The following is a 14,214-nucleotide window of genomic DNA, read 5'->3' on the forward strand; positions in this document are numbered from 1 at the left end:
TGACGCCGAGGTCGAGGATCTCGCCCATCTTGGAGACGCCCTCGCCATACATGATGTCGAACTCGACTTGCTTGAACGGCGGCGCAAGCTTGTTCTTCACCACTTTCACGCGCGTGGTGTTGCCGACCACCTCGTCGCGCTCCTTGATCGCGCCGATGCGGCGGATGTCGAGGCGCACCGAGGCATAGAACTTCAGCGCGTTGCCACCGGTGGTGGTTTCCGGCGAGCCATACATCACGCCGATCTTCATCCGGATCTGGTTGATGAAGATCACCATGGTGTTGGACTTGTTGATGGAGGCGGTGAGCTTGCGCAGCGCCTGGCTCATCAGCCGCGCCTGCAGGCCCGGCAGCGATTCGCCCATCTCGCCTTCGAGCTCGGCCTTCGGCACCAGTGCGGCAACCGAATCGACCACCAGCACGTCGACCGCGCCGGAGCGCACCAGCGTGTCGCAGATCTCCAGGGCCTGCTCTCCGGTATCAGGCTGCGAGATCAGGAGGTCGTCGATGTTGACCCCGAGCTTGCGCGCATAGACCGGATCGAGCGCATGCTCGGCATCGATGAAGGCGCAGATGCCGCCCTTTTTCTGGGCCTCCGCCACCGTGTGCAGCGCCAGTGTGGTCTTGCCCGACGATTCCGGCCCATAGATCTCGACCACCCGCCCCTTCGGCAAGCCGCCGACGCCGAGCGCGATATCGAGGCCGAGCGAGCCGGACGACACCGTCTCCACGTCCATGGAGCGATCGTTCTTGCCGAGCTTCATCACCGAGCCCTTGCCGAACTGGCGCTCGATCTGGGACAGCGCGGCGGACAGCGCTTTGCTCTTATCCATGGAGGAACCTTCGACGATACGCAGGGCAGTGGCGGACATGGGGCCGAACTCCTTATGGCGGGGATTCGCGTGGTGGACAAATGGTTAACGGGGCGGGGCGAACAACGGTGTCCCGTGTACCCTATTTGTTCCAAGTTCGCAATATGTTCTTTTGATGGAGAGCCAGCTTTCATGAAGGCCCCATGTGAGAGCCAACCTCCAACGCCAATATCGTCTAATGCCAAGGTCCAACGCCAAGGTCCAACGCCAAGCACCAACGCAAGGGTCTCGCTTTCCCCGATCGCGTGCGAAGCGCCAATGCTCGACTCTCTTCCAGTGCGTCGGCTTGCTTGCGGCAGCGGCCACCATCAGCATCTGCTCGACGATTCCATCGAACTCACTCTTGGCGATCGGATACCCCTCGACGGCAGGACAATCGCATATGGCGGTCGTCGCCGAGGCCGCATGGTTCGCCCGGCGATGCGACCCATCGTCCGGAGACGCGCGGCCTCGCCGCGCCCACCATGAGGTTCGCCGCGCAGGCGGGCGTCTCGAAGGATAGGCCACGAGGGGCTGCCCTCCCATATGCGATTGCCCTGCTCTCAATGGGGCTCCCTCGTCGCCGGCGGCGCGCGACGAACGCGACGATTGATCCACCATATTTTTTTGTCCCGCTTCATGAAACCAATCGGACGGCTCATCATACTAATCGCTGATGTTCGAGATCGCGCTTTCAAAACGTGGACGGAAGAAGTGGGAATGGCGGGTCGTCGATCCGTCCGGAAAAGTGGTCGTGGGCGGGTTCGAGGGCGCACGGCGCGAAGCGAGATACAAGGCTGAGCGAGCCTTTTTCCATTCGCTGCTGGTGACGAGCAAGCTTCGCATCCCTCCCAAGCGGCCGCTCGACTTCTGGACCGGCAGCGGCACCGGCGCCTAACGCTGCGAAAGGCGCGCCGCGCGTGCCGGCTCACCGTAATTCTACGGACTTGCTTGGACCGGTTTGGCCGTACGTGTCGGCATGACGACATTTCAACCAGATGGTTGGTCTTTAGCTTGGAGCCGCCGGCTCCGGAAGATGCTTCCTGTCACGCAAGCTCCAGAAACGAACGCGCGCTGCGAATCGGTCCGACGATCCCCGAAGACCGATGTCTGCGGGACGGGACTCCGGAAGTGAACGCCTAGGCACGTGCCGGCGTCAGCGGTTCGGCATAAGATTGCTGGCCGAGCTGCACACCCTCCAGCCGCCAATATCCGACCAGGCTGGTCTCGCCGCAGCGGTCGCAGAACAGCTCCTCGTCCGCGAGCCTGTAACGGCCGGTGCTGAAGGTCGACGGCGTCGCGGCCTCCTTGCAATGAGGGCAACACAGCGACAAATTTCGGACTGATAAACGTCGAAAGTATTTTCTGAAGAAGATCACAGTGTCCTCGATCTCGCCCGCTGTGATTTTCGGTACTATAGCCCCCTTCGGTTTCCCGCGGAAGTGGAAAAGGTGTTCGGTTGCGTGCATCGTCACTTGCACGCGAAGGGAGACGCAGCGTCCGATCTCGCGGAAACCGGCACTGCCTCAATGGCCAAATGCCTTGGACCTCTGGGGTTCTCCGGAGGAGAACAAAGTTCCAGACCTGCATTCGTTTGTCGGACTGTCTGGACGCCAACGTCGCCTGATCTGCCGACGGGCAAAACCATATCGCCATTTCATGGCGACGGCGTGAGCAATCGGAGCCAACACTGCCGCGCCATAATGGTCAATTCCGAGCCGCCCGGAACGGCGGCTCAACCTCATGCGTGATCGCAGGACGTCAGCGACGAGGAAGCAGCCGGCCGCATCGCCGTACTTCTACGGAATTGATCTGGCGGGCATTTACGACTCCACTGGCCGCGCAGACCTTGTGGATTGCCGGGGACTGGGGGCGGTCGCCACGCATCGGTTTCTGCCATGCCGCTGTATTTCTATCGGATCCGAAATGGCCGATACTCGGGCGCGTCCGACCAGGCCGCGGAGTATGCCGATCGCAGCATCGCCTGGAAGGAGATGACCAGCGTCTGCGCCGACATGGCGAGCGGCATCTCCCGCAAGCTCAAGGAAAACTCCGAATGGCAGTTCGAGCTTCTCGACGAAGCCAAGCAACCGGTGTTCCGGATCCGCATCGTCGCGGAAACCCTTGATTGACCGTATTTTTCGCAGTCGTTGTCAGAAAAAGTTTGATCGAGATCAAGCGGCGACGAGCGCGCTCCTGTACTCGCCGAAGCATGGGCCCGAATGTCATCTTCAAATGCCCTCGGACAGGGATGAACGTGCAGCACCGTCTGGCTGAGGAGGTGAACGCGGACAACAGCTACGAGGCCGTCGCCTGCAATGCCTGCGCCGGCCTTCATTTCATCAATCGCGCGACTGGCAGGCTGCTTGGCGAGGCGCCGCGATCGGCGCCCGACTCGTCGGTATGCTGACCGCAAGCGCCTCTAGTCGACCTCCTCGACATCGGGTTTGCCGAAGATCAGCCCCTCCCTGAGTTCCTTGACCGTCAGGAAACGGGCGCCCACCTGTTCGCCCCGGCGCCAGATCAGCGAACAGACCCGCATCACCTCTCCACCCGCCGTGAAGGCCAGGCCGAAGATTTCCGGTACCGGCAGGGCGCCGACGTCGAGCTTCACGCCCTTTTCCGAAACATCGACAATCTGGCACTCGATCCACGGCGCGTCGGGCGCCGGAATCAGGAATCCCTGCCGGGACAGGTTGACGCGCACATGCCTGCGCTTGCCGAGATCGTTGCGGTGTCGGGCCATCGCTCGGTTCAGCCCAGGGAATCAAGGCGGCTCACCAACCTACCCCTCGCTTTTACGCATGGTTCTTCCGACCTCGCCATGCCGAGGCAACAATGCCGGGGCGAGAGTGAACGAAAAAAGTTAATGATTGGAGCGGCTTGTAAAACGATCTCGCGGTTCAGCACAGCCTCAGTCGGCACTGCGCAGGCGCCGCATCGTAAACTCGATATCGCCGCCGGGCAGCTCGCGCCAGCTGTCCACTGCGCTCATGTAGCCGGCCTTGGGGTAACGGGTGAGAAAGTCGCGCGCCTTCAGCCGCGCCTTGTCGCGTGGCAGCGTGAAGGTTTCGCGCAAATAGCCATCGTCCGGCTTTCGCCGTCCGGCCATTCGATCGGCCAAGTCGCGTGGGCGAGAACCCATGTCGGAACTCCGGTACAACCGGATGGATATGGGTATCTTGCGGTCGGGGTTGGAGTCCAGTCCCCTGCGATGACTGAGTGTCAGTTCGCGTTGCTGCCGCTCCTGGTCTTCGACTTTGCCGAAGCCGCCTTGTTGGGCGCCGGCGCCGCTTTCGGCGCCTCGCCGCTGCGCACATTGCCCCAGGGGTCGGTGGGCGCCTTGGCGTCGGGGATCTTCTTCATCGTATCCTTGTAGGCCTTGTCGCGCTCCTTCTCCCGCTCGATCTGCTCCTGCGTCTTGGTCGGATCATCCGGCATCATGTTGACGTGCGGCATCTGTGCCCGCGCGCAGGCCGACCAGGTCAGCAGGACGATCGTAGCCGTGACACGAAGAGATTTCATCGGATGCTCCCCTGTTGCCGCTCTATGTCATCGCGCCAAATGTCATCGCGCCAAATGCGTCGCGCCAAGCGATCGGCGTCATAGGTGATCCGACCTGCAGGATTTCGACGGCTGAATCCAGTCGTTCCAGATCGGTCCGCATTTGGTGCAGCCGCTCAGCGCAAGCCCCAACACGACCATGGCGGTCAAGACCGCCCATCGCCGCCACATGGCCAATCCCCCTCCCGGTCCGGCAGGATACGCCCCCGACTTCGGCATTTTCAAGCCAAGTGTCTTGGAGCAATGTGTCGCGGGCGGCTGCTAAGCACATTTCGGCGTCGGCGAGACATTAATTCGGAGCAAGGAAACGTCGTTCATGCATGAGCAGGCGTCCGTAACCTTCAATATTGACGAAGCGCGGCGCGTGCTCGGCGACGTGTTCGCGCCTTGGGTCCAGGACCTCGGCCTCAGCATCGAAAGCCTGGACCACGAGCCGCCGCTCAATGCACCGGACTGGCAGCCCGGCGCGATGCTGCGCATGGCCTTCTCCGAGCGGCTGTGCCGGAATGGCGGCGTCGTCTGCGGCCAGGCGCTGATGGCACTCGCCGATACCGCGATGGTGATTGCGATCCTCGCCGCCAACCGCGGCTACCGGCCGCTGACGACCGTCGACCAGACCACGCATTTCATGCGCGCGGCGGCCTCCGCCGACGTGCTGGCCGATGCACGGGTGGTCCGGCTCGGCCGAACCATGAGCTTCGGCCGCGTCACCTTGCTGAGTGCCGCCGACAACAAGCCGGTGGCGATGGTGTCGAGCGCCTTCGCGATGCTGTAGATCGAGGGGTCACGCTCGCGCCCGGCGGCGGCAGCGCCACAGCCCGACCGCAAGCAACGCGACGACGACGGCCGCAGCGGCCGCGCCGCCCATGAAACGCCCGCCAGGACGGTCGATGGTGCGCGACCACAGCGAGGGCGCCTCGCTAGGTCGCGCCAGGCGGAACGCGACCACGCTGTCGCCGATGGTGGTGCCGGCTTCGGAATGACCGCCGGCGGCGATCGCAACATATTGCTCACCCTTCCAGAGATAGGTCATGGGGTTCGCAACGCCGGGCACCGGCAGCCGGCCCTGCCACAGCTCCTCACCGCTCGCAGCATCGAAGGCGCGCAGATAGGCGTCCATCGCGCCGGTGAATACCAGGCCGCCCGCGGTGACGACGACGCCGTTGACCAGCGGCGTTCCCCACTTGAAGGCAAGCCCGAGCGGCGCGCGGTCTTCCACGGTACCGACGGTGGAGCGAAAGAGAATCCTGCCGGCCTTGAGATCGACGGCGACCAGTTCGCCCCAGGGCGGCGCGTTGCAGGGCAGGCCCACCCGCGACATCGCGAAGCGCCGTGTCATGGCAAAGCGCGCCCCGCGCTGCCGCGCGAACTCGGTGCCGGGCTGCGGCGTGAAGTGCTCCGCCTCGCTCTCCGGCACCAGGCGGATGACATGGATCGCGTTGCTGGCGTTGGCGTAGAGGATCTGGTGGACCGGATCGAACGCCGCCCCGCCCCAGCTCACGCCGCCGCCTGTCATCGGGAATTCCAGCGTGCCTTGGGTCGAGGGTGGCGTGTAGAGCCCGTCATTGCGCAAGGGCTTCAGCAGCGCGTCGCAGGACGGGCTGCCGATGATCGGAAACTTGAACGTGTCGTCGAGCGAGAAGCGTTGCGACACCAGCGCCGGTACATGAGTCGGAAACGGCTGGGTCGGCGAAAGCTGCTCACCTTCGGCAGCACCTTGCGGCACAGCGCGTTCCTCGACCGGCCAGACCGGTTTTCCGGTATCGCGGTCGAGCACGAACAGGAATCCCTGCTTGGTCGGCTGGATCACGACATCGCGCATCCCCTCGCCCGTGTCGATGCGCGCGAGCGTCGGTTGCGCCGGCATGTCGTAGTCCCAGACATCGTGATGCACGGCCTGGAACGACCAGGCGAGCTCGCCGGTCTCGGTCTTCAGCGCCACCACGGAGTTGGCATGCTCGTCATTGCCGGGGCGCCGGCCGGCCCAGAAATCCGGACTGGGCGAGGTCGTCGGCAGGAACACCAGCCCGCGCGCATCGTCCGCCGACATCGGCGCCCAGACATTGGCCTGGCCGGCATCGATGCCATCATGGATCAGAGGATCAAAACTCCAGCGCAGGCGGCCCGAGCGCGCGTCGAAGCCGCGCACGGTGCCGAGCGGCGCCTCGACCCGGGCATTGTCCGAGATCGAGGAGCCGACCACGACCACGCCGCGGCTCACCACCGGCGCCGAGGTGATCTGGAATTCGCCGGGCCACAACAGCTTGGTGCCGATGTCGATCGCGATCTCGCCATTGCTGCCGAAATCCGCGCATGGCGTACCGGTTCTCGCATCGAGCGCGATCACGCGCGCATCGTTGGTGCCCATGAAGACGCGGCTGCGGCAGGAGGCGCCATCGGCGGCCTGGTCGTCGCGCCAATAGGCGACGCCGCGACAGACATAGCGGTTGGCGGGACGCAGGCTTTCGGAGACCTTCGGATCGTAGCGCCACTTCTGCTCGCCCGTGCCGGGATCGAGCGCGACGACCTCGTTGAAGGGCGAGCAGAGGATCAGGCTGTCCTCGACCAGCAGCGGGGTTGCCTCGAACTTGGTCCGCGCCATCACGGCAGCGGGACGGTTCGCGAGGTCGCCGGTTTGGAACTGCCAGGCGCGCACCAGATGATCGACATTGGCCGGCGTGATCTGGGCAAGGTTGGAAAACCGCGTCCCGCCCTGGTCGCCGCCCCAATGGTCCCAGGCTCTGGCCGGTCCCGCGAACGCAATGGCGAGTGCCATGAATATCACGGGGATTTGAGGCAGTTGGCCAAAGCGCGTGACAGGCCGCCTGATCAGCTTTTCCAGAGCGCGGACCCGAGATAGGCTGTTCATGTCCATCAACTCACCTCGCCGTGCTCCCTGCCATGCTTCGCTCAGTGATCCAACCGGCACGGCACCCGCCCGTCCAGCCTCGGCGGGATGAATGGTTGCGCGGGAGGGACGAAGCGTCTGCGGCGAGCCCGAGCGGCATGGCTGAGCTGACGGGCGGTGACAAGGTGCGTCTGTCGGCGGTGGCCGTTTATGCCATTGTCACGATTCTGATCGCGATCTCCTGCACGGTGAACACCTTCTCCAATGCCCGCGACATTTCGTGGCGACTGGGTGCACCCCACAATCTCTGGGAACCTGCGCTGTGGGAATTGACCAGCGGCATTGTCGTCGCCGCGCTGACGCCGCTGGCGCGCTACGGAGCCATCTTGATTCGGGGCGGCACGCACCGGCTACTCCACGCCGTGTTCGGGAACGCAGCGCTGCTGGTGACCTATTCGGCGCTGCACATTGCCGGAATGGGCCTGCTTCGCGAGCTCGCCTATCGCGGCTCCGGCTTCGCCTACTCATATCCCTGGGCGCAAGAGGCGCTCTACGAGTTTCGCAAGGATGTATTCGCCTATGCCGCCATCGCCGTGGTCTTTTGGTTGGCCGAGCGTCCGACTGCGACACCGGCCCGAACCGCTTCGATCGAGACGGACGTTGCCTGTGACGCTCCCGCCGCCGCTCCCGAACTTTGGCTCCGCGACGGCCGGCTCTCCATCCTGGCCAACCCGAACGAGATCGTTTGGGTCGGCTCGGCGGGCAATTATGTTGAATTCCGGCTGGTCGGCGGCCGCACTCATCTGGTTCGAGCCACGCTGCAGACCCAGGAAGAGCGGCTGACGCCGTTCGGTTTCGTCCGCGTGCATCGCAGCCGGCTGGTCAATCCGCGGCGGATCGTGGCGCTGGAATGGCGCAGCTCCGGTGACTTTGAATTGCGGCTCGACACCGGCGAAACCATTGCCGGCAGCCGCCGCTTCAAGGCCGCGGTTGCCGGGATTGCGAGTTGATCACGGCCCGGCGTCGGATCATTTCTGCTGCGGAGTCTTGGTCACGGCCCAGGGGTCGTATTTCTCCTTCGGCTCCGGGATGCGCTTGAGCGCGTCCTGATAGGCCCTCTCATCGACCTTCGGCTTCTGCTCGGACTTCGGCTCGCCGCCGCCCCCGCCGTGCCGCTTGCCCATCTGCGCCGCCACCGGCGTCGCCAGCATTGCGAGCAAGACCGCTGCCATCACCAGGATCCTCATCGCCATCACCCTCCCCGCCATCGTCCGCCGCGAGGTTATGACGCAAACGGGTGCCGGCAAAGGTTATCGCGCGGGCTTTCCGCAATTTAATGGTTTCGGAAAGCAACAAGGCCGGCTCCGAGAGCCGGCCCCCATTTCCGCATTGGACGCCCGGATCAGTAGCGGCGGAAGCCGCCACCGACGCCCACGCCCATGCCCATGCCGCCGCGGAAACCCATGCCGCCCAATCCCATGCGCACGGGCCCGGGATAGCCGAGCATCGGCGGCCGATGGTAGATCACGGGCGGCGGCAGGTCGTCCGGATAGGACGGGTCGACCGCGCCGCGCGCCGGCGGCTCCGGATCACGCGGCCCGGACGTTGCGACCTTGCGCTTGCCGCGCGACGGCTTGTCGCCCTTGGCCGTCACGGCGGGCGGCGCTGACGGCGCGAGGTCGACCTTCTTCACCGGCACCGACAGGGGCTGTGGCGTCGACGGCGCGGTGCACGGACCAAGCGAGGTCGGCTGGGCCGGCGGCGTGTACGCCGCCGCAACCACGGGCAGCACATTCGGCCGGTAGCGCAGCCGCTCGATCAGCTTGCTGGCGGTCGCGGTCAAGTCACTGTCGGGATACTTGGCGAGGAAGGACTGATAGCTTGCCGCGGTGTTGACCAGCACGGCTTCATCCCAGGCCACCATCTTCACGTGCAGATCGAGCCACGTGCGGGCTTCGGCAGCCAAAGGCCCTTGCGTGAACAGCACGACGAACGCCTGATAGGCTTCCAGCGTGCCGTCGGCGACGATCATCTCATGAGCGACCTCGACCGGCTGGCCTTTCAGGCTCCGCTTCCATTCGTCGACACCGCGCTTGGCCTGCACCGGCATCGGACCGGCGTTCGCCGCGCTGACGTCGGTGGCCGGAATGAACCTGAAATCCTCGGTCAGCGACGAGGAGTCCCACGGCGTCTGACGTCCCTCGGTCGCCTTGTTGACGTCGACGCGGACGCGCTTGAAGGCCTGCTCGATCGGCAGACCCGGCTCGCGCGCAGCCTTCAACAGCGCCGTCGTATACGGGCTGTCGGTGCCGTTGCCGTCCTCGGCCTCCGCCCCCGGCGAGGTCGAGTACGACAGGAACGTGCCGGGCGCGCCGCTCTTGGTGTCGACCAGCGCGAGACCGTGGCCGGCGGTCTGGTTGATCGCGGGGAACGGATTGTTGCGGCAGGCGTCGAGCAAGAGGATGCGCATCCGGCTCGGCACCGAATTCAGCGTGTTCAGCACGTCGTTGAGGCGAACGGCCTGCAGCGGAATGTCGGCTTCGCGCTTCGGATCGACATCGACCGGCACCAGGTAGTTCTCGCCGTCGATCTGCACGCCGTGGCCAGCATAGAACACCAGCGCCACCGTATCCGCGCCCTTGCCGGCGATCCGGACGGCAAAGTCGCTGACCTCACGGTTCATGTCCTCGCGCGACAGGTCGGCGGCCGAGGTCACCTCGAAGCCGGAATCGGCGAGCAGCTTGGCCACGGCCTTGGCGTCATTGGCGGGATTCGGCAAAGGCGCGACGGAACGGTAGGCCGATTCGCCGATCACCAGGGCCAGGCGGTTCTCGGCATGCGCGGCCTGAGAACCCGCGAGCGTCGCGCTCAAAAGCAGCGCGGAGCAACAGAGTTGACGAAACATGAACCATCTCCCCAATCAAAAACTTGGTCGTTGGACGTCCCGGTTCGCCGGCGGGTTCGATTGTTTCCTTGTATTGCTGGCCGATCAGCAATTCTTGATCGGAAGCACGCGGCGTGGTCCAGTTTCATCCGCGCCTTGTTTACCGTTGCCGCCTAGTATCGAGTGTGATGCGGGGCACTGTTCATATCTTCATGTCGGCGGTAAGCGGTGTGCTGTTACTTGCGGCATGCGCCGCCGACAGCCATGCGCCGCTGCCGGCCTTCATGCGGGCGCAGGCCAGCGACCCGCCGCCGGAGCTGCCGCCGGACGTCAAGCAGCTCGTGCACGACAGGCTCGACGGCGTGTTCGTCAACACCTCTTATCCGCGCAACGTGCAGGTGTCGCCGCCGCATCACGAGGTGCGCGGCACCGGCTGGACGGCCTGCGTTCGCGCCGAGCTGACCTCGGCGACCGGCAAGCCGCTCGGCGTGCAGACGTATCGAATCTCGATCAACGACGGCCAGATCATGGACCGCCAGCGTGCCGACGCCGGCGACAATTGCGATTCGGAACGCTACGAGCCGATCTGACGGACCGTTCGAACTCCTGCCCTGCCCCGATCAGGGAAAGTGCAATCATTTGCATCGCGTCGAAGTACCGACGGGCGCGACGCGAGGCCATGCATTCATGCGGAGCAAGCCAGCAAAACGAGAAGTCCGGTGAAATACGGAGACCGGTTGCACCATCGATACAACGCAATCTTCACGGACCAGCTCGCCATGCAAGCAATTGCCGGTAAAATGATGCTGCAAATGCTGCGCGTCCTGCATGCGCGTTCAGTCGACCGACATGGCGTCAAGAGCGAAATACCATTCTCGGCGCGCGGCGTCGTCCGTCGAGTCCTCATCGCCGACGCGCAAATTTAACGAATTGCCCGGACGATGCGCTCGATATCGCATGCATGCGATGGTGGGGATCTGTTTTCTGATGGGCGTTCATCTGGTCGGCGACACCGTAGCCAAGCTTTCCGCGCTGCGCGGGATCGTCGGCAAGCGCTATCCGCTGAAATCAGAATTGCTGCGCGAAGCCGCGCTTGGCGGCCGGAACATCGACGCCATCGTGGTCGCGGCCGACCTGCGTGACGTCGACAACATCGCCGTGCTGAAGGGAATGTCGAAGAAACTGAACCGCATCCCCAAGCGCATCTTCCTGATCGATCAGAAGTCGCGGCTGTCGACCGTGCAGGCCTATGCGCTGGGCGCGACCGCGGTTCTCTCCAGCCCGGTCAATCCCGCCAAGCTGCTCGCGAAGCTCGCCGACACCAAGGCGCCCACGGTTGCGCCCGACATCTCGCTGGCCAACGGACGGGAAGCGGCGTCCGCGGGCGCTGCCTGCATCGCCTCGATGTTCGAGTCGGTCTTGAGCGGCACGACCATCGACGTCGAGGGCATACAGAACGCCGGCCGCAAGATTGCCGAAAGCGTCGAGGAGAATGGGCTTTCCGACTGGCTGGCGACGGTTCGCCGCCATCACGAAGGCACCTACCAGCACTGCCTGCTGGTCACCGGCGTCACGGTCGATTTCGGCTTGAGCCTCGGCGTGCCGAAAGTGGATCTCGAGCGGCTCTACATGGCCGCGATGTTTCACGACATCGGCAAGGCCAGGATTCCGCTGACGATCCTCGACAAGCCGGGACGCCTCGATGACGAGGAACGCGCGCTGGTCGAAACGCATCCCGGCGCAGGGTTCGATGCGCTGAAGGACAATCCGGGCATCACGCCGGAGATTCTCGATGCGGTCCGGCATCATCATGAATATCTCGACGGCTCGGGCTATCCCGACGGCCTCTGCGCGGAGAGCATCGGCGATCTCGTCCGCATCCTGACGATCTCCGACATCTTCGCCGCGCTGATCGAATATCGCACCTACAAGCCGATCATGCCGCGCGAGAAGGCCTACGAGATCCTCCACGGCATGAAAGGCAAACTCGAGAAGCCGCTGCTGGGCGCGTTCAAGGACGTGGCCCTGACGCGGTAAACGCTGCCGATGCTGAACGGAGCGTTAACACTACCGGTCGAATTGCCGGCGCGGGCCAACGATATCTTGCGGTCTCTCCGCTAGCTTCCGCAAGCGTGCGGTCGAGGAAGCCGCGCGCGTGCGTCGTGCGCAGGCGGGGATCGCGGTCGTGGCCGACATCGTGGATATTTCGGCAACGCATGGGCCGTCCGGACCGGATGCCCGACCGGCCGCCTCGGCCGGCCGGCCGCTGATCCCGCTCGAAGCCGTTCCTCTACCCTTGTGGCGCGAGCTTTGCGACCGCGCCGCCGAACCCAATGCCTATTACCTCGCCGACTGGGAGCTGGCGGTGAACGCCTTTGCGCCCGGCCGCACCGGATCGATGGCGCTGGCCGCCTGGCAGGGCGCGCCGTCGCGGCTGATCGGCCTGATGCCGGTCGTGCCGCTGTGGCGGGCCTTCGGGATTGCTCTCCCCGCCCTGGTGAGCGCGCATCCCTATGGCACGCTGTGCACCCCGCTGCTCGACAGCGACGAGGCGCAGGATGCAGCCAGCGAATTGCTGCGGGCGTCACGACACGCAGGCGCGAGGGCGCTCGTGCTGCGCGAGGTCGCGCTGGATGGGCCGACGGTCGCGGCGTTGACCAAAACCTTGCGCCGAGAAGACTTGCGCCCGCGCGTGCTGCGATGGCACGACCGCGCCTGTCTCGATGCGAGCCGCGATGCCGACACGCTGCTGCGCGAGGCGCTGGGCGCGAAGAAGCTGAAGGAATTGCGCCGCCAGCGGCATCGGCTCGCCGAGCATGGCGAGGTCAGCTTCGAGGTGGCGCGCACGCCGCGCGAGGTCGCGGACGCGCTGGAGATATTCCTGAGCCTCGAAGCGAGCGGCTGGAAGGGCAAGCACGGCACCGCACTGGCGCAGGTTCCGGGCGATGCAGCCTTCATCCGTCGCGCCACGCGGGCGCTGAGCGAGGCCGGCCGGTGCGAGATCGTGACCCTGCGCGCCGGCGATATCCCTGTCGCGGCGGGCATCGTGCTGCGACATCAGGATCGCGCGTTCTTCTTCAAGCTCGGCGTCGACGAGCGGTTTGCAAGATATTCGCCGGGCGTTCAGCTCACGCTCGAGCTGACCCGGCATCTCTGCGCCGATCCCGCGATCACATCGGCTGATTCCACCGCGGCACCCGATCATCCCATGATCAACCCGATCTGGCGCGGCCGTCTTGCCATCGCCGACATGCTGATCCCGCTGCGTCGGAACGATCCGGTCGTGGCGCTGATCCACGGGATGCTGCTCGCGCGGCAAGCCGCCCACCACGCCGCCCGCCGCGTGCTTCATTTCGTCAGAAGCCGCCGCAAGTGGTCCGTCTCGAAGACATCCCCGCTATAGCAACGGCGAATGCGGCGCAGGCAGCATGATGATCGAATGCATCTCCTCCAGGAACGACGGTCCCCTGCCCAGGAATTCGCGCCACACCGGATCCTTCTCTGCGTTGGCGCGTGCCTCGGCGCGGGCGTTGAGACTAGGATAGGCCCAGATGTGGCAGACCTCGTTCGGCTGGGCGGCCTCGGTGCGCCAGAGGCCGACCATCCTTGAATATTTCTCGCGGGCCGGCAGTGCCGCGGTGAAGGCGTCGGCCCATTGCTGAACCCCGCCGAGCGGCCTCGCGCGATAATTGCGGAGCTCGTAGATGTTGCCGGTCGAGGCCGGCGCGACCGGCGGCCGGATGGCGTTCATCAGGCGCACCTCCTGGCGGACCAGGAGCGGTCGGATCAACGGAATGTATTCGCCGCTCCAGCGCGCGTTCTCGAACAGCTCGGCGCGCAATCTCGTTCGCTCGTTGAGATCGCCGAAGCTCCACATGTGAAGGACCTGATTGAGCGGGCCGATCTCGGTCCACCAATAGCCTTCGAGTTTGCCGAAACGATCGCCGCGGATGTCGCGCGACACCGTGCTCGCGGCCTTGACCATGTCGCCGACTGTGCCGGGTTTTACCGTGTAGGTTCTGAGCTCATAGATCATGATGTTTCCTTCCCGCTTTTACTTCGACCGAT

Annotated in this window: 18 protein-coding genes; 9 read left to right on the forward strand and 9 right to left on the reverse strand. The window is 64.8% G+C overall.

Features of this window, described 5'->3' with window-relative positions; all coding sequences use genetic code 11:
• Positions 1-871 (reverse strand): recombinase RecA (gene recA, locus JOY90_RS39390; RefSeq protein WP_291696472.1); only part of this gene is annotated, 871 nt, incomplete at its 3' end.
• 655 nt (positions 872-1,526) lie between these two features.
• On the opposite strand from recA, the gene JOY90_RS39395 reads away from it, so the two are divergent.
• Entirely contained in the window at positions 1,527-1,748 is a 222-nt protein-coding gene (locus JOY90_RS39395; RefSeq protein WP_291696473.1) for a hypothetical protein, read from the forward strand.
• 241 nt (positions 1,749-1,989) lie between these two features.
• Here the strand turns inward: JOY90_RS39395 and JOY90_RS39400 are convergent, their stop codons facing one another.
• Entirely contained in the window at positions 1,990-2,184 is a 195-nt protein-coding gene (locus JOY90_RS39400) for a hypothetical protein (protein WP_291696474.1), read from the reverse strand.
• Between the two features lie 564 nt (positions 2,185-2,748).
• Here JOY90_RS39400 and JOY90_RS39405 point away from each other — a divergent pair.
• Complete coding sequence (locus JOY90_RS39405) at positions 2,749-2,982, forward strand: hypothetical protein (RefSeq protein WP_291696475.1); 234 nt, start codon at positions 2,749-2,751, stop codon at positions 2,980-2,982.
• A 119-nt stretch (positions 2,983-3,101) separates the two neighbouring features.
• Positions 3,102-3,260 (forward strand): hypothetical protein, encoded by a 159-nt coding sequence (locus JOY90_RS39410; RefSeq protein WP_367277061.1) that lies wholly within the window; start codon positions 3,102-3,104, stop codon positions 3,258-3,260.
• Positions 3,261-3,272: 12 nt separating this feature from the next.
• Here the strand turns inward: JOY90_RS39410 and JOY90_RS39415 are convergent, their stop codons facing one another.
• The 3 genes from JOY90_RS39415 to JOY90_RS39425 form a co-directional block, all read right to left on the reverse strand.
• Positions 3,273-3,596: a PilZ domain-containing protein gene (locus JOY90_RS39415; protein WP_291696476.1), complete on the reverse strand. Its 324-nt coding sequence runs from the start codon at positions 3,594-3,596 to the stop codon at positions 3,273-3,275.
• Between the two features lie 168 nt (positions 3,597-3,764).
• Positions 3,765-3,995 (reverse strand): hypothetical protein, encoded by a 231-nt coding sequence (locus JOY90_RS39420; protein ID WP_291696477.1) that lies wholly within the window; start codon positions 3,993-3,995, stop codon positions 3,765-3,767.
• An 80-nt stretch (positions 3,996-4,075) separates the two neighbouring features.
• Entirely contained in the window at positions 4,076-4,375 is a 300-nt protein-coding gene (locus tag JOY90_RS39425) for a hypothetical protein (RefSeq protein ID WP_291696478.1), read from the reverse strand.
• Positions 4,376-4,730: 355 nt separating this feature from the next.
• Here JOY90_RS39425 and JOY90_RS39430 point away from each other — a divergent pair, with 355 nt between their 5' ends.
• On the forward strand, positions 4,731-5,189 hold the full coding sequence (locus tag JOY90_RS39430) for a PaaI family thioesterase (RefSeq protein WP_291696479.1): 459 nt from the start codon (positions 4,731-4,733) through the stop codon (positions 5,187-5,189).
• Between the two features lie 9 nt (positions 5,190-5,198).
• On the opposite strand, the gene JOY90_RS39435 is transcribed toward JOY90_RS39430, so the two are convergent.
• Positions 5,199-7,190 (reverse strand): pyrroloquinoline quinone-dependent dehydrogenase, encoded by a 1,992-nt coding sequence (locus JOY90_RS39435; protein WP_291696480.1) that lies wholly within the window; start codon positions 7,188-7,190, stop codon positions 5,199-5,201.
• A gap of 230 nt (positions 7,191-7,420) precedes the next feature.
• On the opposite strand from JOY90_RS39435, the gene JOY90_RS39440 reads away from it, so the two are divergent.
• Entirely contained in the window at positions 7,421-8,272 is an 852-nt protein-coding gene (locus JOY90_RS39440) for a LytTR family DNA-binding domain-containing protein (RefSeq protein WP_291696481.1), read from the forward strand.
• Positions 8,273-8,290: 18 nt separating this feature from the next.
• On the opposite strand, the gene JOY90_RS39445 is transcribed toward JOY90_RS39440, so the two are convergent.
• Both JOY90_RS39445 and JOY90_RS39450 read right to left on the reverse strand, forming a co-directional pair.
• Positions 8,291-8,509 (reverse strand): hypothetical protein, encoded by a 219-nt coding sequence (locus JOY90_RS39445; RefSeq protein WP_291696488.1) that lies wholly within the window; start codon positions 8,507-8,509, stop codon positions 8,291-8,293.
• A 155-nt stretch (positions 8,510-8,664) separates the two neighbouring features.
• Positions 8,665-10,167, reverse strand: a complete 1,503-nt coding sequence (locus JOY90_RS39450; RefSeq protein ID WP_291696482.1) for a caspase family protein — start codon at positions 10,165-10,167, stop codon at positions 8,665-8,667.
• Positions 10,168-10,358: 191 nt separating this feature from the next.
• On the opposite strand from JOY90_RS39450, the gene JOY90_RS39455 reads away from it, so the two are divergent.
• The 4 genes from JOY90_RS39455 (at position 10,359) to JOY90_RS39470 (ending at position 13,549) form a co-directional block, all read left to right on the forward strand.
• Complete coding sequence (locus JOY90_RS39455) at positions 10,359-10,736, forward strand: hypothetical protein (protein WP_291696483.1); 378 nt, start codon at positions 10,359-10,361, stop codon at positions 10,734-10,736.
• A gap of 129 nt (positions 10,737-10,865) precedes the next feature.
• Entirely contained in the window at positions 10,866-11,072 is a 207-nt protein-coding gene (locus tag JOY90_RS39460) for a hypothetical protein (protein ID WP_291696484.1), read from the forward strand.
• 61 nt (positions 11,073-11,133) lie between these two features.
• Complete coding sequence (locus JOY90_RS39465) at positions 11,134-12,183, forward strand: HD domain-containing phosphohydrolase (RefSeq protein WP_291696485.1); 1,050 nt, start codon at positions 11,134-11,136, stop codon at positions 12,181-12,183.
• Positions 12,184-12,343: 160 nt separating this feature from the next.
• Positions 12,344-13,549, forward strand: coding sequence for a GNAT family N-acetyltransferase (locus JOY90_RS39470; RefSeq protein WP_291696489.1), 1,206 nt, complete (start codon positions 12,344-12,346; stop codon positions 13,547-13,549).
• Here JOY90_RS39470 and JOY90_RS39475 read toward each other — a convergent pair.
• On the reverse strand, positions 13,544-14,182 hold the full coding sequence (locus JOY90_RS39475; protein ID WP_291696486.1) for an NIPSNAP family protein: 639 nt from the start codon (positions 14,180-14,182) through the stop codon (positions 13,544-13,546). The two genes, JOY90_RS39470 and JOY90_RS39475, sit on opposite strands and share 6 nt — an antisense overlap.
• Positions 14,183-14,214 lie beyond the last annotated feature (32 nt).

Source organism: Bradyrhizobium sp. (genome assembly GCF_019242285.1).
Classification (GTDB): Bacteria; Pseudomonadota; Alphaproteobacteria; order Rhizobiales; family Xanthobacteraceae; genus Bradyrhizobium.

What these genes read in the sequence shown, in the direction of transcription:
- JOY90_RS39420 (WP_291696477.1), bottom strand. Translation starts at nt 3,995, where the DNA reads ATGGGTTCTCGCCCACGCGACTTGGCCGATCGAATGGCCGGACGGCGA.
- JOY90_RS39395 (WP_291696473.1), top strand. Translation starts at nt 1,527, where the DNA reads ATGTTCGAGATCGCGCTTTCAAAACGTGGACGGAAGAAGTGGGAATGG.
- JOY90_RS39465 (WP_291696485.1), top strand. Translation starts at nt 11,134, where the DNA reads ATGGGCGTTCATCTGGTCGGCGACACCGTAGCCAAGCTTTCCGCGCTG.
- JOY90_RS39410 (WP_367277061.1), top strand. Translation starts at nt 3,102, where the DNA reads ATGAACGTGCAGCACCGTCTGGCTGAGGAGGTGAACGCGGACAACAGC.
- JOY90_RS39475 (WP_291696486.1), bottom strand. Translation starts at nt 14,182, where the DNA reads ATGATCTATGAGCTCAGAACCTACACGGTAAAACCCGGCACAGTCGGC.
- JOY90_RS39430 (WP_291696479.1), top strand. Translation starts at nt 4,731, where the DNA reads ATGCATGAGCAGGCGTCCGTAACCTTCAATATTGACGAAGCGCGGCGC.
- JOY90_RS39415 (WP_291696476.1), bottom strand. Translation starts at nt 3,596, where the DNA reads ATGGCCCGACACCGCAACGATCTCGGCAAGCGCAGGCATGTGCGCGTC.
- JOY90_RS39440 (WP_291696481.1), top strand. Translation starts at nt 7,421, where the DNA reads ATGGCTGAGCTGACGGGCGGTGACAAGGTGCGTCTGTCGGCGGTGGCC.
- JOY90_RS39445 (WP_291696488.1), bottom strand. Translation starts at nt 8,509, where the DNA reads ATGAGGATCCTGGTGATGGCAGCGGTCTTGCTCGCAATGCTGGCGACG.
- JOY90_RS39435 (WP_291696480.1), bottom strand. Translation starts at nt 7,190, where the DNA reads ATGGCACTCGCCATTGCGTTCGCGGGACCGGCCAGAGCCTGGGACCAT.
- JOY90_RS39405 (WP_291696475.1), top strand. Translation starts at nt 2,749, where the DNA reads ATGCCGCTGTATTTCTATCGGATCCGAAATGGCCGATACTCGGGCGCG.
- JOY90_RS39450 (WP_291696482.1), bottom strand. Translation starts at nt 10,167, where the DNA reads ATGTTTCGTCAACTCTGTTGCTCCGCGCTGCTTTTGAGCGCGACGCTC.
- JOY90_RS39455 (WP_291696483.1), top strand. Translation starts at nt 10,359, where the DNA reads ATGTCGGCGGTAAGCGGTGTGCTGTTACTTGCGGCATGCGCCGCCGAC.
- JOY90_RS39425 (WP_291696478.1), bottom strand. Translation starts at nt 4,375, where the DNA reads ATGAAATCTCTTCGTGTCACGGCTACGATCGTCCTGCTGACCTGGTCG.